The organism is Spiribacter pallidus, from assembly GCF_040838495.1.
Taxonomy (GTDB): domain Bacteria; phylum Pseudomonadota; class Gammaproteobacteria; order Nitrococcales; family Nitrococcaceae; genus Spiribacter; species Spiribacter pallidus.
Window position 1 is genome coordinate 191,825 of the sequence record NZ_JBAKFM010000001.1, and the last position, 20,536, is coordinate 212,360.

General features: G+C 65.0%; 16 protein-coding genes and 3 tRNA genes. 8 read left to right on the top strand and 11 right to left on the bottom strand.

The window, feature by feature from the left end; genetic code table 11:
* Positions 1 to 5: 5 nt before the first annotated feature.
* Positions 6 to 2,447 carry an endopeptidase La gene (gene lon / locus V6X73_RS00935; RefSeq protein WP_367958198.1) on the bottom strand — a complete coding sequence of 814 codons (2,442 nt, stop codon included), beginning with the start codon at positions 2,445 to 2,447 and terminating at the stop codon, positions 6 to 8.
* Positions 2,448 to 2,567: 120 nt separating this feature from the next.
* Between lon and V6X73_RS00940 the strand changes: the two genes are divergently transcribed.
* Both V6X73_RS00940 and V6X73_RS00945 read left to right on the top strand, forming a co-directional pair.
* Positions 2,568 to 3,944, top strand: a complete 1,377-nt coding sequence (locus V6X73_RS00940; RefSeq protein WP_367958197.1) for an 8-oxoguanine deaminase — start codon at positions 2,568 to 2,570, stop codon at positions 3,942 to 3,944.
* A gap of 74 nt (positions 3,945 to 4,018) precedes the next feature.
* Positions 4,019 to 5,377: a TrpB-like pyridoxal phosphate-dependent enzyme gene (locus V6X73_RS00945; protein ID WP_367958196.1), complete on the top strand. Its 1,359-nt coding sequence runs from the start codon at positions 4,019 to 4,021 to the stop codon at positions 5,375 to 5,377.
* Here V6X73_RS00945 and V6X73_RS00950 read toward each other — a convergent pair.
* The 4 genes from V6X73_RS00950 to gltX form a co-directional block, all read right to left on the bottom strand.
* On the bottom strand, positions 5,374 to 5,688 hold the full coding sequence (locus V6X73_RS00950) for a hypothetical protein (protein ID WP_367958195.1): 315 nt from the start codon (positions 5,686 to 5,688) through the stop codon (positions 5,374 to 5,376). The two genes, V6X73_RS00945 and V6X73_RS00950, sit on opposite strands and share 4 nt — an antisense overlap.
* A 71-nt stretch (positions 5,689 to 5,759) precedes the next feature.
* A tRNA-Glu gene (locus V6X73_RS00955) sits at positions 5,760 to 5,836 on the bottom strand.
* 90 nt (positions 5,837 to 5,926) lie between these two features.
* Positions 5,927 to 6,002 (bottom strand) — tRNA-Ala (locus V6X73_RS00960).
* Positions 6,003 to 6,044: 42 nt separating this feature from the next.
* Positions 6,045 to 7,475 (bottom strand): glutamate--tRNA ligase, encoded by a 1,431-nt coding sequence (gltX, locus tag V6X73_RS00965; protein ID WP_367958194.1) that lies wholly within the window; start codon positions 7,473 to 7,475, stop codon positions 6,045 to 6,047.
* 140 nt (positions 7,476 to 7,615) lie between these two features.
* Here gltX and V6X73_RS00970 point away from each other — a divergent pair.
* Positions 7,616 to 7,690, top strand: a tRNA-Val gene (locus V6X73_RS00970).
* 15 nt (positions 7,691 to 7,705) lie between these two features.
* Here V6X73_RS00970 and V6X73_RS00975 read toward each other — a convergent pair.
* The 4 genes from V6X73_RS00975 to osmF are packed head-to-tail and all read right to left on the bottom strand — an operon-like array spanning position 7,706 to position 11,432.
* The gene (locus V6X73_RS00975) at positions 7,706 to 8,410 is read right to left on the bottom strand and encodes an ABC transporter permease (RefSeq protein WP_367958193.1); all 705 of its coding nucleotides are present in this window, start codon (positions 8,408 to 8,410) and stop codon (positions 7,706 to 7,708) included.
* Positions 8,407 to 9,348: an ABC transporter ATP-binding protein gene (locus V6X73_RS00980; RefSeq protein WP_367958192.1), complete on the bottom strand. Its 942-nt coding sequence runs from the start codon at positions 9,346 to 9,348 to the stop codon at positions 8,407 to 8,409. The genes V6X73_RS00975 and V6X73_RS00980 overlap by 4 nt, the downstream gene beginning before the upstream one ends.
* Positions 9,341 to 10,501 carry an ABC transporter permease gene (locus V6X73_RS00985; RefSeq protein WP_367958191.1) on the bottom strand — a complete coding sequence of 387 codons (1,161 nt, stop codon included), beginning with the start codon at positions 10,499 to 10,501 and terminating at the stop codon, positions 9,341 to 9,343. Before V6X73_RS00985 ends, V6X73_RS00980 begins: the two co-directional genes overlap by 8 nt.
* A 22-nt stretch (positions 10,502 to 10,523) precedes the next feature.
* The gene (gene osmF / locus V6X73_RS00990) at positions 10,524 to 11,432 is read right to left on the bottom strand and encodes a glycine betaine ABC transporter substrate-binding protein OsmF (RefSeq protein WP_367958190.1); all 909 of its coding nucleotides are present in this window, start codon (positions 11,430 to 11,432) and stop codon (positions 10,524 to 10,526) included.
* Between the two features lie 165 nt (positions 11,433 to 11,597).
* Between osmF and V6X73_RS00995 the strand changes: the two genes are divergently transcribed.
* Positions 11,598 to 12,638 carry an NADP(H)-dependent aldo-keto reductase gene (locus tag V6X73_RS00995; RefSeq protein WP_367958189.1) on the top strand — a complete coding sequence of 347 codons (1,041 nt, stop codon included), beginning with the start codon at positions 11,598 to 11,600 and terminating at the stop codon, positions 12,636 to 12,638.
* An 8-nt stretch (positions 12,639 to 12,646) separates the two neighbouring features.
* On the opposite strand, the gene V6X73_RS01000 is transcribed toward V6X73_RS00995, so the two are convergent.
* Complete coding sequence (locus V6X73_RS01000; protein ID WP_367958188.1) at positions 12,647 to 13,543, bottom strand: transporter; 897 nt, start codon at positions 13,541 to 13,543, stop codon at positions 12,647 to 12,649.
* A 275-nt stretch (positions 13,544 to 13,818) separates the two neighbouring features.
* On the opposite strand from V6X73_RS01000, the gene V6X73_RS01005 reads away from it, so the two are divergent.
* Positions 13,819 to 14,520 carry a response regulator transcription factor gene (locus V6X73_RS01005; RefSeq protein ID WP_367958187.1) on the top strand — a complete coding sequence of 234 codons (702 nt, stop codon included), beginning with the start codon at positions 13,819 to 13,821 and terminating at the stop codon, positions 14,518 to 14,520.
* Positions 14,521 to 14,540: 20 nt separating this feature from the next.
* On the opposite strand, the gene V6X73_RS01010 is transcribed toward V6X73_RS01005, so the two are convergent.
* Positions 14,541 to 15,470 (bottom strand): LysR substrate-binding domain-containing protein, encoded by a 930-nt coding sequence (locus tag V6X73_RS01010; RefSeq protein ID WP_367958186.1) that lies wholly within the window; start codon positions 15,468 to 15,470, stop codon positions 14,541 to 14,543.
* Positions 15,471 to 15,634: 164 nt separating this feature from the next.
* Here V6X73_RS01010 and V6X73_RS01015 point away from each other — a divergent pair, with 164 nt between their 5' ends.
* The 3 genes from V6X73_RS01015 to V6X73_RS01025 all read left to right on the top strand — a co-directional run bounded on the left by V6X73_RS01015 (position 15,635) and on the right by V6X73_RS01025 (position 20,535).
* Positions 15,635 to 15,985 carry a hypothetical protein gene (locus tag V6X73_RS01015; protein WP_367958185.1) on the top strand — a complete coding sequence of 117 codons (351 nt, stop codon included), beginning with the start codon at positions 15,635 to 15,637 and terminating at the stop codon, positions 15,983 to 15,985.
* A 90-nt stretch (positions 15,986 to 16,075) separates the two neighbouring features.
* A complete protein-coding gene (locus V6X73_RS01020) occupies positions 16,076 to 17,362 on the top strand; it encodes an exonuclease SbcCD subunit D (RefSeq protein ID WP_367958184.1) in 1,287 nt (428 codons plus the stop codon).
* Complete coding sequence (locus V6X73_RS01025; RefSeq protein WP_367958183.1) at positions 17,362 to 20,535, top strand: ATP-binding protein; 3,174 nt, start codon at positions 17,362 to 17,364, stop codon at positions 20,533 to 20,535. The genes V6X73_RS01020 and V6X73_RS01025 overlap by 1 nt, the downstream gene beginning before the upstream one ends.
* Position 20,536: the final 1 nt, after the last annotated feature.

Genomic DNA, 20,536 nt, shown 5'->3' on the forward strand with positions numbered 1-20,536 from the left:
GGTGGCTAGGCAGAGGCCGCTTGCCCGCTTGGGGTGGCGAGCCCCAGGGCGATATCGGCGGCCTCCTCGACATGCTCAATCCAGTGAAATTCCATATCCGAGCGGGCCGATTCGGGGATATCCTCGTAGTCCTTGCGGTTACGGGCCGGCAGCAGGACGGTCTGTATACCGGCCCGCCGAGCGGCTAGCACCTTCTCCTTGATGCCGCCCACCGGCAGGACCAGACCGCGCAGGGTCACCTCGCCGGTCATTGCCACATCCGGCCTGACACAGCGATCGGTCAGTAGCGAGACCAGCGCGTTGTACATGGCGACACCGGCGCTGGGGCCATCCTTGGGAATGGCGCCGGCCGGCACATGAACATGGATGTCATCGGCTTGCAGGGCCTCGGTATCCACACCCAGTGCCTCGGCCCGTGATTTGATCAGGCTAAGGGCGGTCTGGGCGCTCTCTTTCATGACATCCCCCAGCTGTCCGGTCAGGACAAGCCGTCCACTGCCGCGGGATCGGTTGGCCTCGATGAAAAGGATATCGCCCCCCACCGGGGTCCAGGCGAGACCGGTGGCCACCCCGGGCACACTCGTTCGCATGGCCGCCTCGTTCTCGTATCGCGGAGCGCCCAGGATATCGGCCAGGTCGCCCGCATCGACCCGGGCGGATTCGATCCCGCCCTCGGCCACTCGAACCGCCACATTGCGGGCCACGGCACCCAGCTCGCGCTCGAGCTGACGGCAACCCGCCTCGCGGGTGTAGTCGGCCACGATTCGGTTGAGTGCCGCATCAGTGAGTTCGAGCTGCGATGCTGCAAGGCCTGCCGACTCGCGCTGACGATCGAGCAGATAACGACGGGCGATTTCGACTTTTTCCTCCTGGGTATAGCCGGGTAATTCAATGATTTCCATCCGGTCGCGAAGCGGCCCGGGAATTTGATCGGGCACATTGGCGGTGGCAATAAAAAAGACATCACTGAGATCGAATGGCACACCCAGGTAGTTGTCCTGAAACGTCCCGTTCTGGGCCGGATCAAGCACCTCGAGCAGCGCCGCCGAGGGATCGCCCTGAATCCCGCCGCCGAGTTTGTCCATCTCGTCGAGCATCATTACCGGGTTGCGGGATCCGGCCTTGTGGATGCTCTGGATGATCTTGCCGGGCAACGCGCCCAGATAGGTGCGTCGATGGCCGCGGATTTCGGCCTCGTCGTGAACACCCCCCAGGCTGGCACGCATGAAGTCCCGGCCGGTGGCCCGGGCGATGCTCTGACCAAGGGATGTCTTGCCCACGCCCGGCGGGCCGACAAAGCAGAGGATGGGGCTGCGGCCCTCGGGGTTGAGCTTGCGCACGGCAAGGGTCTCGAGGATGCGTTTTTTCACCCGCTCGAGGCCGTAGTGATCCGCATCCAGGATGCCCCGGGCCTCGTCGATGTCGATGGCTTCGGTGCGGGTGACATTCCAGGGCAGCTCCAACAGCCAGTCCAGGTAGGTGCGAAGCATCGAGTACTCGCCGGCGCCCTCGGGCATGCGCTCAAGTCGCCGCAGCTCCTTGCGAGCCTGCGCGTCCACGGCCTCGGGCATCTCGGCTTCGTCGATGCGCGCCTCGAGCTCTCGGATTTCTTCTCCCTTCTGATCGGATTCACCAAGCTCTTGCTGGATCGAACGCAGCTGCTCGCGCAGCAGCGCCTCGCGCTGACGCTCGGACATGGTCTCGTGGGTGCGTTCGCTGATTTTCTGCGAGAGCTTGAGCACCTCGACCCGGTAGTCCACCAGCGAGAGCACACGCTCGAGCCGCTGGGCGATATCCAGTGTCTCGAGCAGCTCCTGGCGCTCTTCACTGGCGAGGTCCAGATAGCCGGCGACCGAGTCGGCCAGCACGCCGGGCTCCTGGATACTGCTGATGGCCCCGGCCAGCTCCTGGGGTGCCTGGGGCAAAAGCTCCAGCGCCTCGAGTGCCTTGTCCCGCAACGCCAGCATCCGGGCGTCAATCTCGGGGCCGCTGGGCTGTTCCTCGACAATGCGCTCGACCCGCGCGACCGGAAACGGGTAGCCCTCGATGAACTCGACCACGCGAAAGCGCTCAACCCCCTGTAGTACCAGATGATGGTGGCCTTCGCGGCCGGAGACAAAGCGCATGGCATTGGCGACCGCCCCGACCCGGTAGAGATCATCCGGGCCCGGGTCCTCCACCTCGGCATCGCGTTGTAGCAACACACCCATGGGTTGTTCGTTCTGTATGGCCTGCCGGGCGGCCAGAATGGATTTCGGCCGACCCACACCCACCGGCACCAGCATGTGCGGGAAAAGCACCATATTGCGCACCGGCAGCAGCACCAGGGCATCGTCAGGCAGCCGCGGGATCACCAGGCTGCGCGAGGGCGAGACTTCGGCCTGCGCCTCGGGCTCGCCGCCGGCTGCCGGGATCTGGGTGCCATCTTGATATTCGGATTCCGTCATTGATTCCTCCAGGCTGGTTGGATCGCCCGCATGCTCTTGTGGATGTGGAGGCAACAGCCGACGGGTTCAAGTGCCCGGCGATCTGCCCTAGGCTGGCCCGCGGTGACCGGGAGCATTGTCATGAGCCAACCCCCTGCCGATTTGTTGATCCGCAACGCCGATCGCGTGGCCAACCCCGAAGGTGGCCCGGTGCTTGCTCATCACAGCATCGCCATTCGCGATGGCTGGATCGTGGCCATCGAACCGGATGAGGCGTTGCGCATCGAAGCCACCGAGACGGTGGACGCCCGGGGGCTGGTCCTCATCCCGGGACTGATCAACACCCATGAGCATTTCCTCGAGAGCCTCACCCGGGCCATGCCCCAGGCCCAGAACGCGGGGTTGATGGATTGGCTCGCCTGGCATGACCCGATCTGGGCCGAGGCCCGCCCCGAGGATCTGCGCGTGGCCACCCGCCAGGCGGCGGTGGAACTGATGCGATCGGGCTGTACAACGGTCTTCGACCACAATTATCTCTGGCCGAACACCTGCCGCGCCGAGGATCAGATCGAGGTCATGGCCGGATTGGGCATGCGCTTTCATGTGGCCCGGGGCTCGGTCTCGCTTGGCCAATCCAACGGCGGCGTTGCCCCGGACGCGGTGGCCGAGGACGAGGCCCACATCCTCGCCGACAGCGAGCGGGTGATCCAGCGCTGGCATGACCCGCAACCGGGCAGCATGCAGCAGGTGGCGCTGGCGCCCTGTTCGCCCTACTCGGTCTCGGCAGCGCTGATGCGCGAGACCGCTGCGCTGGCGCGGCGCCACGGCGTGCGGCTGCATACCCATCTGGCGGAAAGCCGCGAAGAGGTGGCGTTTTGCCGCAGCCGCCATGGCCACTCGCCGGTGCTGCATGCCGAGGCACTCGATTGGCTGGGCGAGGATGTCTGGTTCGCCCATCTCATCCACCCGGGCAGCAGTGACCTCCCCCGCCTTGCCGCAAGCGGCTGCGGGGTGGCCCATTGCCCTTGCTCGAACATGCGGCTGGGTAACGGGATCGCACCCATCGGCGATTACCTCAAGCACGGCATCGCTGTCGGCCTGGGCGTTGATGGTGGCGCGTCGAACGACGCGGCCGACCTTCTGGCAGAATCACGACAGGCCATGTTGCTGCAGCGTGTCAACGCCGGCGCCGACGCCATGACCGCCCATCAGGCGCTGGCGCTGGCCACGGTGGGTGGCGCACAGGTGCTGGGGCGTGACGACATCGGCCGTCTCGAGGTGGGAATGGCCGCGGATATTGCCGGCTTTCGCCTGGACGCCCTGGAGTTGAGCGGGGCGGCGGTGCACGACCCGGTCGGGGCGCTGGTCTTCTGTCCGCCGCCGCGCGCCGATCTGGTGGTCATCAATGGCCGCCCGGCCATTCGCGGCGGCGAGGTCCTGGGAAGCGATCTGGGTGCGCTGGCGGCAGCCCACAACCAGGCGGCGACCGCGCTGGTGGCCCGTGCCGGTCTCGGCTGAGTACACGCCACGATCGCTGACAGGATGCTATGGTTAATGCCGGTCATCCCTCCGGCACAAGGTGAGCGAACCCAATGAGCGAATCGATCAAGACCGTCCTGCCCGAATCCGAGATCCCGAGACATTGGTACAACATCAACGCCGATCTGCCCGAGCCGATGGCACCGGTACTGCATCCGGTCACCCATCAGCCGGTGGGCCCTTCGGATCTGGCGCCGCTTTTTCCGCAGGCGGTCATCGAGCAAGAGATGAGTACCGAGCGGGAGGTCGAGATTCCCGAACCGGTCCGCGATGCCTACCGGCAGTGGCGGCCATCACCGCTCTACCGGGCCCGGCGCCTTGAAAAAGCCCTGGGGACCCCGGCGCGCATTTACTACAAATACGAAGGCGTCAGTCCGGCGGGCAGTCACAAGCCCAACACCGCGGTGGCGCAGGCGTTCTATAACAAAGCCGAGGGGGTCAAGCGGATCACCACCGAAACCGGGGCCGGGCAATGGGGCTCGTCCCTGGCGCTGGCCGGCGCCATGTTCGAGCTCGATATCGAAGTCTTCATGGTCAAGGTCAGTTTCAATCAAAAGCCCTATCGCCGGGCATTCATGGAGAGCTTCGGCGCCAGCTGCGTGGCCAGCCCCAGCAACGTGACCGAGGCCGGCCGTGCCGTGCTGGCGCAGGACCCGGAGTCCACCGGCAGCCTGGGTATTGCCATCAGCGAAGCGGTCGAGCTGGCCGCCCAGCGGGATGACACCAAATATGCCCTTGGCAGTGTGCTCAACCATGTCCTGCTGCACCAGACCGTCTCAGGGCTTGAGACCATGCGGCAGCTCGAGCAACTCGATGACTACCCCGACAAGATCATCGGCTGTACCGGCGGTGGTTCCAACTTCGCCGGCCTTGCCTTCCCGTTTCTGGGCGAACGGCTGCGCGGCGGGCCGGCCACGGAGTTTATCGCCGTGGAGCCGGCCTCATGCCCAACGCTGACCAAGGGCCGTTTTGCCTATGACTGGGGTGATACCAGTCACCTGACACCGCTGACCAAAATGCATACCCTTGGGTCAGGCTTTGTCCCACCGGGTTTTCACGCCGGCGGGCTGCGCTACCACGGCATGGCGCCGCAGATCAGCCACCTGACCGAACTGGGATATATTCATCCACGGGCCTATGGTCAGCTCGAGTGTTTCGACGCCGGACTGACGTTTGCCCGGGCCGAGGGCATCATCCCGGCGCCTGAGGCCAATCATGCGGTCAAGGCGACGATCGACGCGGCCCTGGCATGCCGGGAATCCGGCGAGTCGAAGGCGCTGTTGTTCAACCTCTGCGGCCATGGGCATTTTGACATGCAGGCCTACACGGATTACCTGGCCGGCAACCTCAAGGAAGAAGCGCCAAGTGCTGCCGAGCAGTCCATGGCCCTTGCCGGGTTGCCAACCATCTAGCGGCGGTCGACAACCGGATCGGCGGCGGCGCCCAGCGCGATGCTCACCCATGCCGGCAGGCCGTCGGCCAGGCGGTAGTGGACCCGGAAGCGCTCGCGCCGCTCCGCCAGCAGCCCGGCTTCGGCGAGTTCGCTCAACCGGCGACGGGTATCAGGGACATCCTGCATCAGGGCGATGGCCAGCTCCTCGGCCTCGAGCTCTCCGCCATCGCGAAGGCTCATGAGCACTTTCAGTCGGCTATCGTCGCTCACCAGACGGTGGAAATCGGCGCCGCGCAGCGCCATTTCGAGATTTTCGGCCTCCGCACCCATGACACACTCCTGTATTCTTTTGCCGGAGTGTGCCGGTCATCGATGACAGAAATGTGAACCCGGGGGTGGAATGGCGTCCCCAACGGGATTCGAACCCGTGTCGCCACCTTGAAAGGGTGGTGTCCTAGGCCGGCTAGACGATGGGGACGCTGCCGTTGCGGACGCCGCGAATAATAGGCAGCCCGGGTGACGCCGTCAAGGTAATCGAGCGTGGTCGGTGGTTGACGCGAGGTTGGGTTGGTGGAGCCAGGCGGGATCGAACCGCCGACCTCCTGCATGCCATGCAGGCGCTCTCCCAGCTGAGCTATGGCCCCGTCAAACGAGAAACGGGAGTCTAGAAACGCCCCGGCCTGGTGTCAAGCCGTCGTGGGCGGATCACGCTGGTCGTCGACCCACTGAATGGCCCGATCCAGGCGCTCTAGCGTGCGCTCACGGCCAAGCAGCGCCAGCGTGGTGTCGATGGGCGGCGAGACCGGTCCGCCGGCCACGGCCACCCGGAGCGGCTGGGCGACCTTGCCCATTTTAAGGCCCATCGCCTCGGCCACGGCGACCACCACCTCATGGGCCGCCTCGCCACCCCACGCGTCGATGATGGCAAGGCGCTCGCGCAAACCGCGCAGTACCTCGCCCGAGGGCTGGAGATGTTTTCGCGCCGCCTTCTCGTCGTATTCCTGCGGCTCCCGATAGAAAAATCGGCTGTTGCGGGCCATTTCGACGAGTGTCTTGCAGCGCTCGGCCTGAGCTTCGATGACCAACTCGATATCCGGTGCGCCGGGCTCGGCCGGGTCGATGTCCATCGCGGCCAGATGCCAGGCCAGGTGACGCGCCACCCGCGCCGGCGGCAGAGTCTTGATGTAGTGCTGATTGAGCCAGTCCAGCTTTGAAGGGTTGAGGCTGGAGGCGGAGTGATTGATCGCGTCGATGTCGAAAAGCTCGGTCATCTCGTCGAGGCCGAAGATTTCCTGATCGCCATGGGCCCACCCCAGACGAACCAGGTAATTAATCACCGCCTCGGGCAGGTAACCAGCATCCCGGTAGTCCATGACACTGGCCGCGCCGGTGCGCTTGGAGAGCTTCTTGCCCTGCTCATCCAGAATCATGGGCACATGGGCATACACCGGCGGCTCAACGCCGAGCGCCTTGAGAATGTTCACCTGGCGGGCGCTGTTGTTGAGATGATCATCGCCGCGAATGACATGACTGACGGCCATATCCATGTCGTCCACCACCACGACGAAGTTATAGGTCGGCGACCCGTCACCCCGCGCGATGATCAGATCATCCAGCTCGGTATTGTCGAAAACGACCGGGCCCTTGACCCGATCGTGGACAACGGTCTGCCCCTCGCAGGGCTGACGGAACCGGATCACCGGCTCATGGGTGGCGTCGACGGATGGTTCGGTCAAATCGCGGCACCGACCGTCGTAGCGGGGCTTTTTTTTGCGTGCCTGCTGATCGGCGCGCAGTTCATCGAGCCGCTCTCGCGTGCAATAGCAGCGGTAGGCCGTGCCATCGGCCAGCATCCGATCGATCACCTCACGGTACCGGTCAAAACGCTGGGTCTGATAGAACGGTCCATCGTCGTAGTCGAGGCCCAGCCAGCTCATGCCTTCGAGGATGGCGTTAATGGCTTCCGGGGTGGACCGCTCGAGATCGGTATCCTCGATGCGCAGCACAAATCGACCCCCGTGGCGACGGGCGTAGAGCCAACAAAAAAGGGCCGTCCGGGCACCGCCGATGTGCAGATAACCGGTCGGACTGGGCGCAAATCGAGTGACGACAGACATAACAGCCTTGTTTGGTTGAAAACGCTACAGTGTAGCGAGTGGCCGGGCCATCGGGCCAGTGCCGACGAGCTGGTGGCGCGCATGGCCGCGGGCTTTGCGTTGACAGCCATCGGGGGAGTTTCTAGACTCAACGCTGGGTTGGGCGGTTAGCTCAGCGGGAGAGCACTGCCTTCACACGGCAGGGGTCGCTGGTTCGATCCCAGCACCGCCCACCAACCCCACACGCGCGCCTAGCCAAGGCGACTGAAAGCGCTGTCCACAGTCACCGCCAGCAGACCGATCAGCACCGCCCCCTGCAGGGTAAAGGCGATGTTGTTGTTGACGATGCCCGAGATGATCGGGTCACCCAGGGTATTGGCCCCGATGGTCGAGCCGATGGCAGCTGTGGCGATGTTAATGGTCACCGACGTCCGGATACCGCCAAGGATCGCCGGCGCGGCAATGGGCAGCTCCACCTGCCACAGCACCTGACCAGGGCTCAGACCGATGCCGCGGGCCGACTCGACCACCCCCCGATCCACCGCTTTCAATCCCGCCAGGGTGTTTCGCACGATCGGCAACAACCCGTAGAGGACCAGCGCGACCACCACCGCGCTCGGGCCATAGCCCAGGGCCGGGACCGACAGGGCCAGCACGGCCACCGGCGGGAATGTCTGCCCGATCGAGGCGAGCTGGCTGACCAGCGGCAAGAACTCCGACCCCGCCGGACGGGTCACGACAATCGCCGCGCCGACGCCAATGACAATGGCCATCGTCGCCGCCACCCCGACAATGGCCAGATGCTCACCCAGCAGGGACAAAAAGCTGGCCCGGGGGTAGATGACCGTGCCGCGATCCGGCGCAAGGGCCCCGAAAAGCGGCTCGAGCACCGGCATCAACCACGCCGCCGCGAGCAACAGGACCAACCACGCCAGCGGCCGTGCCACGCGCCTCATGGGCCTTCGTCCACCAGCCGCGACAATGGCAGCGTCCCCACCCGGCGGCCGGTGTCATCCACCACCGCCAGCCGCGAGACCCCGTGCCAGAGCATCAGCGAGACCGCCAGGCGCATACTGTCATCGGGAGTCACCGTCGCCACCGCTGCCGGCGCGCCTGCGTCGGCCGGTTCCATCATCTCGCCCACACGGGTTAGTGCCGCCCGCTTGAGGCCACGATCCCGCCCCCCTACCAGGGTTTCGACAAAGTCATCCGCCGGATCCGCCAGGATCCGGGTCGGTGGCCCCTGCTGAATGATTCGGCCGGCGCGCATGACAACGATGTGATCGGCAAGACGCAGCGCCTCATCCATATCGTGGGTGACAAAAACGATGGTCTTGCGGATATGCGACTGGATGCGCAACAGCTCGGTCTGCAGATTGGCGCGGGTGATCGGGTCGAGGGCGCCGAACGGCTCGTCCATCAGCAAAATCCCCGGATCGGCCGCCAGCGCCCGTGCCACACCAACCCGCTGGGCCTGTCCGCCCGACAACTGATGCGGGTACTTGTTGGCGAACTCGTCAAACTCAAGGCCCAACAACGCCATGAGCTCGCGCACCCGCTGGTCGACTGCCGCGTGGTCCCACTTCAACAGCCGAGGGACAACGCCGATATTGCGGGCCACCGTCCAATGCGGGAAAAGCCCGGTGTTCTGGATGGCATAACCGATCCGCCGGCGCAGCTTTTCTTCGTTGAAACGCCTGATCTGGTGGCCATCGATGCGGATCTCGCCGGCACTATGTTCGATCAGGCGATTGATCATGCGCAGCGTGGTCGACTTGCCACATCCCGAGGTACCCACCAGCACACAAAGGCTGCCGTCGGGGATGGTCAGCGAGATGTTGTCGACCGCCACCTCGGCACCAAAAAACCGGCTCACACCGTCGAGCTCAATCATCGGCATCCCCTCGACGCAGCGCCCCTGCCAGGGCCTTGAGCAGCGCATCGACCAGCATTGCCATCATGACAATGGGCAGCGCCCCGAGCATGACCAGGTTCATCGCCGCCTGCCCCAGTCCCTGAAAGATCAACGTCCCCAGGCCACCGGCACCAATCAACGCCGCAACTGCGGCAAGCCCAATGGCCTGAACCGAGGTGATGCGCACCCCCTCGATGATCAATGGTAGCGCCAGCACAAGCCGGACCCTGAAGAAGACCTGCAGCGGGCCCATCCCCATGCCCCGGGCCGATTCAATGACCGCTTCGTCGACACTCTCCAGGGCAATGTAGGTGTTGCGGGTCATGGGCAGGAGGCTGTAACCGACCAACGCCAGCAGCGCCGGCGCCAGCCCGATGCCCTGCACGCCCAGTGATTCCAGCACCGGATAGCGCGCCACCAGCCAGGACAATGGCGCAAGCAAAAGACCAAACAGCGCCAGGCTGGGAATGGTTTGCACAAAACTCAGCACGCCCAGCGTCCCCTGCCGGAGACGCGGCGCCCGGCGCATCAAAAGCGCAAGCAACACAGCGATCCCCAGGCTGGCACCCACGGCAAGCCCCACCAGCACCAGATGATCGACCATCGCATCGACAAACGCCGCGCGCCGGCCCAGATACTCGCGCACCAGCCCGAGGGCATCGAGCCGACCCTGCATCAGTGCCATCGCCAGCGAGGCCACCGGCGGTGTGGCAACCAGAAGGCCACCGCCCACCCCCAGCCCCAGGCGCTGACGCAGATCCACCAGCAACAACGCTAGGGCAAAGATCAAAAGCCAGGTGCCACCGCCAACCGCCGCCCGTGCAGCGCCGTTGCCCGGCTCGATCAGCGTAGTAATGGCGGCCCCCAGCCCCCAGGGCGCGGCCAGCAGCAGACCGGCCGCCGAGACCAGCATAATCATCGCGCCGATTCGACTGCCGCGTAGCGCCAGCCCGGCAATGAGACAAAGCGGCAGGACAATCGCCAGCAACCCCACCGGGCCCAGGGCCTCAAACAAGCGATAGCCGGTGCCGGCCACAATGCGATTGGGCTGAATGCGAACCGCATCCAGCCCGAATACCCCAAGCAGGGCCAGCAGGACCAGAACCAGACTGACCCGATTGGTCCGCCTCATGACAACCCGGGGCGCAGCGCGCTCAGTCGTTGAGCTGCTCGAGGTAGTCGGCAGCCACATCCCTGGCCGGTTGCCCCTGGACGGCCACCCGGGCGTTGAGTGTCTGGAGCGTTTCCAGATCCAGCGAGGCAAAAAGCGGATCGAGGGTATCGGCAATAACCGGATAGGCGTCCAGCACTTGCGATCGCACCACCGGCGTTGGCTGATAGACCGGCTGCACACCGCGAGTATCCTCCAGCACCACCAGGCCCAACGCATTAACGCCTCCATCGGTGCCATAGGTCATCGCACCATTGACGTCATTGTCGGGCTGCGCTGCAGCTCGCATGGTGGCCGCGGTGTCGCCCCCAGAGAGGGTCAGCAGCTGGTCGGCGTCGAGCTCGAAACCATACGCCGACTGGAAAGCCGGCAACGCCGATTCGGAGTCGACGAACTCGGCACTGGCGGCAAAACGGAAATCGCCACCGCTTTGCAGATAGGCTGCCAGATCATCCAGGGTCTCGAGGCCCTCGGCCTCGGCCAGGTCGCGCCGCACACTCATCGCCCAGGTGTTGTTGGCCTGCGCCGGCTGCAGCCAGATCAGGTCGTTGCGCTCGCGGTCGAGCTCGCGGACCGTCTGGTAGGCGGTTTCGGCATCGTTCCACCCGGGCGCATCGGCCCGGTCAAAGAAAAACGCCCCATTGCCGGTGTATTCGGGATAGATGTCGATTTCGCCGGCCTTGATGGCCTCGCGCACGATACTGGTGCCGCCGAGCTGCAGACGGTTTTCGGTGGGCACCCCATTGGCCTCGAGGGTCTGGATGATGAGCTGGCCGAGCACCGAGCCCTCGGTATCGATTTTGGATGAAACCACCACCGGCGACTGGGCCTGGGCCACACCCACCCCCAGCCCGAGCGCGGCGGCGCAGGCAAAACGGCTGAAAAAGTGCATCGGGGATCACCTATTGGAATGAAGCCATAGTCTAACGGACCACCCCAGTGGATTCGACAACCCCGACGGCCGACCGCCACCGCGGCTGGCACCCGAGCGCCTGGCCCGTCACACTGTCGGGTTGATGCCACCAGACTGGATCGATGATTCGACAGGAGTGCGATCTTGGAATACCGCAAACTTGGCCACACCAACCTCAATGTCAGCGCCCTATGCCTGGGGACGATGACCTACGGCAAACAAAACACTCAGGCCGAGGCCTCGGACCAGCTCGATATGGCGGTCGATCGGGGCATCAACTTCATCGACACCGCCGAGATGTATCCGGTGCCCCCCGAGACGGCAACCCAGGGGGATACCGAGACCATGATCGGCAATTGGCTTGCGGCGCGTGGCAAGCGGGACGATCTCATTATCGCCACCAAGATCGCCGGCCCGGGCCTGGGGACAGTCCGCGACGGCAAGGGGGATTACAGCAAGACGGACATCGAGACCGCGGTGGAGCAGTCGCTGCAACGACTGCAGACCGATGTCATCGACCTCTACCAACTGCACTGGCCAGCCCGCAACAGCAACTTCTTCGGGCGGCTCGGTTTTGCCCCGGATCGCGACGAGCCGGACCCTGTACCGGACATGCTCGGGGTGCTCGAATCCCTCCAGAAAATGGTCGATGCCGGCAAAATCCGCTATGTGGGCCTTTCCAATGAATCGGCCTGGGGCACGATGAAATTCCTCGAGCTGGCCGAGCGCCATGGACTGCCCCGTGTAGTCAGCGTCCAGAACCCCTACAACCTGCTCAATCGAAGCTACGAGGTGGGCCTTGCGGAGGTCTCGCACCGCGAGCAGGTCAGTCTGCTGCCCTACTCACCACTGGCCTTCGGCGTGCTCAGTGGCAAATACCTGGGTGGCGAGCGACCGCCAAAAGCCCGGTTGACGCTGTTCGATCGTTTTACCCGCTACACCAGGGATCCGGGCGTCGAGGCCACGAAAGCCTATGTCGATCTGGCCCGTGAACACGGGCTGGATCCGGCGCAGATGGCCCTGGCCTGGGTGACATCACGGCCGTTTGTCACCAGCAATATCATCGGCGCCACCACCCTGGCCCAACTTGAGAGTGACATCGACAGTGCCGAACTGGTACTGAGCGAGGCGGTGTACGAAGCCATCGAGGCGATTCATGCCAGGGCGCCGAACCCCTGCCCGTAACGGGCCGATCAGAACCAGTGGATGAGCCGAAGCTGGGCGGCCTCTTCGAGGCCGAAATCCGGCCCGCGGTTGATGGGTCGCTTGTAGCTGGCGCTCACCATCCACTGCCGTGACAGGGCAACCTGGGCCAGAAGCCCGTAGCGCTCGCGATTGACGGCGCTCTCCCAATCGCCACCGTCAACCCGCGATTCGCCGCCGCGGTCAATGTAATAGCTCGACGCCAGTGTCATGCCCGGCATGGGCTGCCAGGACAGCGAGGCCTGGCCGGTATAGTAGGGTCTGACCTCAAGACGCCCGGGCGCCGCGGGCTGGAATGTTTGATCGAGGCGTGCACCGATATAACGATCATTGTCTTCAAAAACCATGACATCAGCGGCTACGCTCAGCGCCACACCATGGCCCAGCCCCTGATGAATGCCCGTTTGCAGAATGCCTGCGACCCGATTGTTGCCCGGGTTGAGATTGGCGCCGAAGGTCCGATGCGCCTCGTACTCGCCGGTGGGCAACAAAAGATAGCCCGCCACCCCGACATACCGACTGGCATCGCGATCGGCGTAGGGCCAGATTGCCATGGCCAGCGCCAGGTCGCCCGGGCCACTGCCCGGATCGATATCAAAGGTGTCGGTGACCGCTCCATCGGCGGCATATTCGACAAGCGGCAGCTCGCCGTAGAAATAGGCCGGCCGGCCGGCCAATCGCAGGCTGTGTCCCCACCGCAGGTTGACCGCCTCGCGATCGAGGGTGGCACCCAGCGACAGGCCGTTGATATCAAGCGAGCCGTCAAACCGCCGATCGCTGTACTCGATGCTGACACCGCTGATCCCCGCCGGCGGTGGCACCCCATCGCGGGGGCCAAGATCGAGGGCGCTGGCCGGTGAGGCCAACAACATTGTGATCAGTGCCATAACCCTGCCCATGCCCTGAGTATGCGGGCGGGCTTCGGCAAGGTCTAGTCAGTTTTTTGTAGTTCTAACGAACATTGCCCAAAGATGACGTCCCCCAAAAAATCCCGTTCGCCCCGGTCCACGCCGAGCTCATACACACGACTCGGGGCACGTTGATCCATATGCCGTTTACGAATAGACCGACAAAAACCTACATAATGCGACGTAGCGGATTCGGCCGGCGGTGTGCTATTTCTAAGTCGTCAAATCGCAATTCCCAATCTGAGGCGATACCCATGGGGGCGCAAAAGACGCTGGATGCGCTGATCGTGGAGGACGAGTCCGCGCTGCAGGATGCGCTCGTCACCCGGTTGAGCATGGACAACCTCGGGGTGATCGGACTGTCCTCGGCCGAAGCGGCGCAGGCATGGCTCGAGTCAAACGGCACCCGGGTGCTTGTGCTCGATCTCACTCTGCCCGGCCAGGACGGGATGACCTGGCTTCGTTCGCGCGCCGACCGCGACGCGATGGGGGTCATCATCATTACCGGGCGCTCGGCCGACGAGGCCCGGTTAGAAGCGCGGCAGCTTGGGGCCGATGATTACCTGACCAAACCACTCAACCTCGACGAAGTGGCCCTGACCGTTCGCAACCTCCTCAACCGATTGCCCGAAGGGGCCGCCTGGATATTCGACCACCTGAACTGGTCACTGGAACCCCCCGGCGGCGAACCGATTCCGCTGACCGCGCTTGAGGTGGCATTCATGAACGCCCTGTCCACCGCACCCGGTGAAGCCGTCGACCGCCATGAGATCGTGACCGGCATGGACCTGGATCCGCGCACCTATGACTTCCGCCGGATGGAAGTGATGGTCCGCCGGCTGCGCTCGAAGATCGAAAGACACACCGAACAGCCGGTACCGATTCAGACAGCCCGGGGGATCGGTTACGCATTTACGGCGACACTCAAGGTCAACCGCTCCACACCCCAGTCATGACCCCGGCGCCCGGTCCGTGTTCAGTTTGTCGCCGGGGTCGTTTGCCCGGGCCCCAGTCCAGAGAAGTGCTCCACGACATGCTCGGCGAATGCCTCAACGGCGGCGCCGCGCGCCGGCAGGTGGAGCAGTAGCACTTCGTAGTCGCCCAGCGGCCCCAAACCGGCCTCGTCCTCTTCGAGGATTCGCAGCGGCGACTGAACCAGACTGCGTGGAAACGGCGTCACGGCGATATCCTGCAGGATCGCTGCCTCCTGGGCGCCGGTGTGTTCGCAGGTATAGGCAATCCGGTAACGATGACCGCTGCGATTGAGCGACTCCAGTGCCATTCGCCGCCAAGGGCATCCACGATCGGCCACTGCCAGGGGCAGCGGCGCGCGCTGAAGCGCGACACCCCCCTCGCGGCCCACCCAGACCAGCGGTTCGCGGTAGATGGGCTCGGCCATTGGATGAGGGCGCTGCCCGGCCTCGGCAATCAAAAGGGCGATATCAAGCTCACCGATATCCAGACGGCGGATCAAATCCGGGCTGCGACCCACACGGACGTTCACCTGCACGGCCGGGTAGTTGCGCGCAAACTGCGAGAGAATGCCGGGCAGCACGCGGGTACCCAGGTCATCGGGTGTCCCCAGCCGCACAGTGCCGCCGACCTGTGGCGAGAGAAACTGCCCGACCGCCTCGTCGTTGAGCTCGAGAAACTGCCGCGCATACCCGAGCATGGTCTCGCCCTCGGGGGTAAGGCTGATCTGCCGGGGCTCGCGCACAAAAAGCGCCCGGCCTAGCATCTCTTCAAGTCGCTTGATCTGCATGCTGACCGCCGATGGCGTCCGGAACACCTGCTGTGCGGCCCGTGTAAAGCTGCCGGTCTCCGAGATGGCCACAAACGTCCGCAGGATGTCCATATCCAGCAGCGGCAGTCCCTGCGGCGAGTTGGCGGCGGTGGGTGTTGCCATATCGGCCTCCTCCGAAAGCCGCTGTCTTTTGATCAATCTAATTGATGACAAAGTTTAGTCTTTTTCAGTTGCCTGAACAACTCCGTTCCCTGACAATATTGACAATCCAAAGCGAATAACACCTGTAACCCACTGCTTGAACAGTACAAACGGAGGTAAAAACCATGGCCTTTGACCATATCCGCCGCCGCACCGCCATCAACCTCCGTGAAGGGGTCAACCACGAGGGCACGGGCATCTACATGCCGGCCATGCCGCCGATGGGGCTGTCACGGGCGATCAGCCAGTGGCTGCGTGGCCGCCGCCGCGCACGCCGCAGCGGAACCCTCAACCAGCTGGATCGCCGGCTGGGCGATGATCTGGGTTTCAGCCCGGCACGGCAGCCCAGGGTGGATGAAAAGCAGCTGACCACCATCTACGCACAGCCGCTCGGGAGCATTCGTATCTCGCAGCGCAGCGGCGAGCCCGCCGAGTTCCACGCGACTCGCAACCGCGTCCGCGACACCCGCCAGTAAGCGCGCGGGCAGCTGCCATCAGGCCGGCGTCCGGACAATCGGACGCCGGCCTTCTTGTATCCGGGCAGTGGATGTCCGAGCATTCCGGCCATGACCATCAAACTTCTGGCCGCCGGAGACCTGCACTTGGGCCGTCGTCCGGGCCGCCTTCCGGATGCCGTGTCGGGACATGCCATCGACTATGCACCGGCCGAGGCCTGGCAGCGACTCATTGACTGCGCCATTGGCGAGGCCGTCGATGCGGTGATCCTGGCAGGCGATGTCGTGGAATCGAGCCGGGATTATTTTGAGGCGTTGCCCCGACTCCAACGCGGCATTCAGCAGCTGACCGCCGCGGGTATTCGCACCTGTCTTGTCAGCGGCAATCATGACGTTGAGGTGTTACCTCGTCTGATCCAGCGGGTCCCTGATGCCGAGCTGCTCGGCGCCGAGGGCGAGTGGCAGGCGATTGAGGTCTATGATCGCGCCCGTTCGGACAGTGTGGTGCTCTGGGGCTGGTCATTCCCCCAGCCACGGGTCGAGCGCTCGCCTTTGGTTGATTTTCCCGGCGCCCGGCCGGGCCGGTTGAACGTCGGTGTTCTGCACTGCGATCGCGATCAGTTGCAAAGCCCCTATGCCCCGGTATCCGGCCAGGCACTGGCCGACTCGGGGGTCGATGTCTGGCTGCTCGGGCATATCCACCAACCCGATTCGTTGAGCGCGGCAAGCCCGTACGGCTACCTGGGGACGGTCTGCGGACTTGACGCCGGAGACCAGGGGCCCCGGGGCCCCTGGCGTATCGACGTGACCAACGGCGAGATCAGCCGGTTTGAACAGCGGGCGCTTGCGCCCATCCAGTGGACACCCCTCAGGGTCGATCTGACCGGCACGGACAGCGTCGATGGCATCGAAGGGCGACTCCTCACTGCCTTCGAGAAGGCGCTGGGAACGGCTCCTGAACAGGCCGCTCGCGCCCCCGATCTGTATGCCTTGCAGGTCACCCTGACCGGCGAGTCCGACTACACCGATGGTGATGTCGCCGCGGCGCTGCCCAACCGGGATCAGGTGCACGAGTGCCCGGCCGGTTATGCCGGTCAATGGTTTCTCGAACGCTGGACGCTCGAGACCCAGCCCACCATTGCGCTGAGTCAACTCGCCCGCCGGGATGACCAACCCGGGCTGCTGGCCCGTCGACTGGAGATCCTCGCGCGGCCGGCGACCGACCCCGAGCGACAGTCGATCCTCCAGTCCGCGGCCCGCGTGGCCAACGATGCACAGCGACAGGGGCAGTGGCAGCGCCTGCCCGGTCAAGTACCGGATGCAGAGACCATTGCCGAGTGGTTGCAGCAGCGCGGCCTGGCGGCCCTGCGCGCCATGCTGGCCGCGGAGCGCGATTGATGCGACTGGCCAGCATTGACATCCGTTCGCTGCCGGGCATTGACCCCATCCACCTCGACGACTTTCAGCCGGGCGTCAACTTTATTGTGGGCCCCAACGCCGTTGGCAAGAGCAGCTTAATCCGCGCGTTGCATCTGCTGCTGGCCCCGCCCCGGCGCGGCGACCCCACGGCACTGAGCCTCGCCGCCACCTTGGTTGATGGCACCACCGAGTGGCAGCTGAGCCGTCAAGGCGCCCAGCAGCGCTGGAGTCGGGCCGGCGTGCCAACCGACCCGCCGATCGCACCGGACCCCGAGGCCTTGCATTGCTACTGGCTGGATGCACAGAGCCTGTTGGCACCCGACGAAGAACGTGAGGACCAGCTGCGGCGCCGATTCCAGGCGGCCCTTGCCGGTGGCATCGACATCGCACATGTTCGCAGCGCCGCGGGCATCCAGGCCGAGCCATTCCCCCGCGGGCTGTATCAGAGCTGGCGCGAGGCCCGGAGCCGCTGGCAAAAGACCGAGCGGGCATACCAGGCCCTCGAGGACGAACGCGAGACACTGGCAGGACTCAAATCCGAACAACGCCAGGCCCGATCGGCGGCGGAAACGGTTGTGCGCATCCAAAGAGCCCGGGAGCTGCATCAGGCGATCGCCAACCGCCGCCTCGCCGAGCAGGCACTGGCCACGTTTCCCGAGACAATGGCCGCCATGCGGGGCGATGAAGACGAACAGGCCCGCACCCTGTCCGCCCAGCGACAACAGATTGACACCGAGCTAGCGCGCATTGATGCGACCCTCGAGGAGAACCGGCAACGCCAGCAAGACACCGGGCTGGCCGAGAGCCGGATCAGCCGGTCGCTGATTGCCACGCTGCGGCAACGTCTCGAGGCGCTGTGGCCACTGGCCGAGCGGCTGGATCGGCTGCAAAGGCAGCTCGCTGCCGCCGAAGGCGAACGCCAGGCCGCCGCCGATGCACTGGGCGCCGATCCGTCCGACCCGCCGGTCATCGACCCGGCGACCATCGAGTCCATTGGTCATGCCCTGCAACGACGCAACGAAGCCATCGCCTGGACCCTCCGCCTGGGCGGAAAACCCACCACGACCGGCCGCCTTGGTCAGGCCCTGGGTGCGATTGCCACCGCCGCGGGCCTTGTAACGGCCGGGCTGGGTTGGACGGCCAATCTGCCGTTGATCACCCTCGCGGCAACAACCGGGGCAATCGCCGGCCTGCTCGTGGTTGTATCGCCGCTGCTCGGCGGTACGGAGGGCGCCCGGGCGGCGACGGCCCATCGTGAGGCGGCCGAACAAGAGCTTGGTGAGCTGCTGTCGCAAAGCGGCATCGGCGACCTGGATTACCGCGACGTGGGCATCCCCAGGCTGTTGAGCCTGACTCGGGCCCTGGACGAAGCCCGGACCCGGGTGCAGGCCATTGACGCCGAACGCCGGTCCACCCAGACACAATACGACGCCCGACTCGCCGCCATCCAGGACGAACTCGCGCCGTGGCTGATAGCGGTTCCCACCGACCCGGTCGCCATCCAGCAAACCATCCAGGACCTGGATGACCGGCTGCGCGATCTCGAACAGCTCAGACAGGCCCGCGAATCACTTCAGGCGCGTCGCGATGAGGCGATGTCACGAAGGGCCGTGGTCGTCGAGTCACAGACCAGCCTTTTTGCGCGACTGCAAATCGATCCGGACGATCAGACCGGGCTGGCGAGGCTCACCGAACAGCACCGGGCCTATCAGCAGGCCCGGCAACGTCTTGAACAGGCCCGCGAGACCGAACGGCAACTGGCCTTGCCCCTGCAGGACGATGCAGCCCTGCTCGCCCAGGCGCAGGCCGATGACGATCGCGAATTGCGGCAAACGCTCGAGACGCATCAACAGATCGCCGATCGACTGGATGATCTGACCACCCGGATTGCCCGAATCGAACGCGACCTCGAGCAGGCCGGCGATGACGATGCGCTTGCCACGGCACTGGCCGAGTCCACCGGACTGGCCGAGCAGCTGGCCCAGCGTCGTGAGCGCCACATCGAGGCCACGCTGGGGGCGTGGCTGCTGGATGAGATCGAGCAGGACTACCGCCGCAACCACGAGCCTGGACTGATTCGCGAGGCAAGGACACGCTTTGAGGCATTCACCCAGGGGCAGTGGTCGCTGGTCGTAGACGCGCAGCACCACCCCCGGGCGAGGGATCTGCGTGCCGCGACCACCCGGTCGCTGAACGAGCTCTCGGCCGGCACCCGGATGCAGCTTCTGCTCGCCGCCCGTCTAGCCTGGGCCCGAAGCCACGAGCGGGGTGGCCCCGCCCTGCCCCTGGCCCTGGACGAAGCCCTTGCCAACACCGACGCCGAGCGCTTCACCGCGATCGCCGGCAACCTTGCCTCGCTGGCAGCCGCCGATGGGCGTCAGATCCTTTATCTGACCACGCGCCAGGAGGACATCCAGCTCTGGACGGCGGCCACCGGCGAGACACCGCATTGCATTGATCTGGCGGCGCAGAGACGGAGCCGGCGTCGCCCGGGCCACCGGTTTGTCACGACCACCCGGCCATCCGTCCCGTCACCGGATGGCATGGACCCGGTCGCCTATGCCGTGACACTGGAGGTGCCGGCGGTGGATCTTGCCAGGCCCGCCGAATCGATCCATCTGTTCCATCTGCTCCGCGACCACCTGCCCGGCCTGCATCAACTGCTCGATACCTGGCGGATCGACACCCTGGGCCCGCTTGAGGTCTGGCTGCAAAGCCCCGCCGGCGAAAGCGCCCGCGCCAGAAACCGGCTTCCCGACGATCTTTCCGAGCGCCTGGTGATCGCACGGCGTTGGCTGGAACTGGCCCGACAGGGCCGAGGGCGACCGATTGACCGAGAGGCGCTCGTCGCTTCGGGTGCGTTATCGGAGAAGATGCTCGAGCGGGTGGATGAAAAGGCCACCGAAATGGGCGGGGACGGCGCCCGGGTGGTCGCTGCCCTCAGGGATCGAGCCATCCCGCGTCTCAAGCGCGATGCCATCGATCAACTCGAGCAGTGGCTCATTGATGGCGGTTGGATTGACCCGCGCCCGATACTGGACGCCGAGGGCATTACCCGGGCCCTGCTGGATGAGCTTGGGCATCGCATCGAGCCGGATCGGATTCGATCGATCAGCGACTGGCTGGCCGCCGGGAGTGGTCAGTTCGTATAGT

Bases quoted from the DNA above. Each gene is read 5' to 3' on its own strand.
- V6X73_RS01020 (WP_367958184.1), top strand. From the start codon at position 16,076: ATGACCATCAAACTTCTGGCCGCCGGAGACCTGCACTTGGGCCGTCGT.
- V6X73_RS01000 (WP_367958188.1), bottom strand. From the start codon at position 13,543: ATGGCACTGATCACAATGTTGTTGGCCTCACCGGCCAGCGCCCTCGAT.
- lon (WP_367958198.1), bottom strand. From the start codon at position 2,447: ATGACGGAATCCGAATATCAAGATGGCACCCAGATCCCGGCAGCCGGC.
- V6X73_RS00980 (WP_367958192.1), bottom strand. From the start codon at position 9,348: ATGATTGAGCTCGACGGTGTGAGCCGGTTTTTTGGTGCCGAGGTGGCG.
- V6X73_RS00950 (WP_367958195.1), bottom strand. From the start codon at position 5,688: ATGGGTGCGGAGGCCGAAAATCTCGAAATGGCGCTGCGCGGCGCCGAT.
- V6X73_RS01015 (WP_367958185.1), top strand. From the start codon at position 15,635: ATGGCCTTTGACCATATCCGCCGCCGCACCGCCATCAACCTCCGTGAA.
- V6X73_RS01005 (WP_367958187.1), top strand. From the start codon at position 13,819: ATGGGGGCGCAAAAGACGCTGGATGCGCTGATCGTGGAGGACGAGTCC.
- V6X73_RS00985 (WP_367958191.1), bottom strand. From the start codon at position 10,501: ATGAGGCGGACCAATCGGGTCAGTCTGGTTCTGGTCCTGCTGGCCCTG.
- V6X73_RS00940 (WP_367958197.1), top strand. From the start codon at position 2,568: ATGAGCCAACCCCCTGCCGATTTGTTGATCCGCAACGCCGATCGCGTG.
- V6X73_RS01025 (WP_367958183.1), top strand. From the start codon at position 17,362: ATGCGACTGGCCAGCATTGACATCCGTTCGCTGCCGGGCATTGACCCC.
- gltX (WP_367958194.1), bottom strand. From the start codon at position 7,475: ATGTCTGTCGTCACTCGATTTGCGCCCAGTCCGACCGGTTATCTGCAC.
- V6X73_RS00975 (WP_367958193.1), bottom strand. From the start codon at position 8,410: ATGAGGCGCGTGGCACGGCCGCTGGCGTGGTTGGTCCTGTTGCTCGCG.
- osmF (WP_367958190.1), bottom strand. From the start codon at position 11,432: ATGCACTTTTTCAGCCGTTTTGCCTGCGCCGCCGCGCTCGGGCTGGGG.
- V6X73_RS00945 (WP_367958196.1), top strand. From the start codon at position 4,019: ATGAGCGAATCGATCAAGACCGTCCTGCCCGAATCCGAGATCCCGAGA.
- V6X73_RS01010 (WP_367958186.1), bottom strand. From the start codon at position 15,470: ATGGCAACACCCACCGCCGCCAACTCGCCGCAGGGACTGCCGCTGCTG.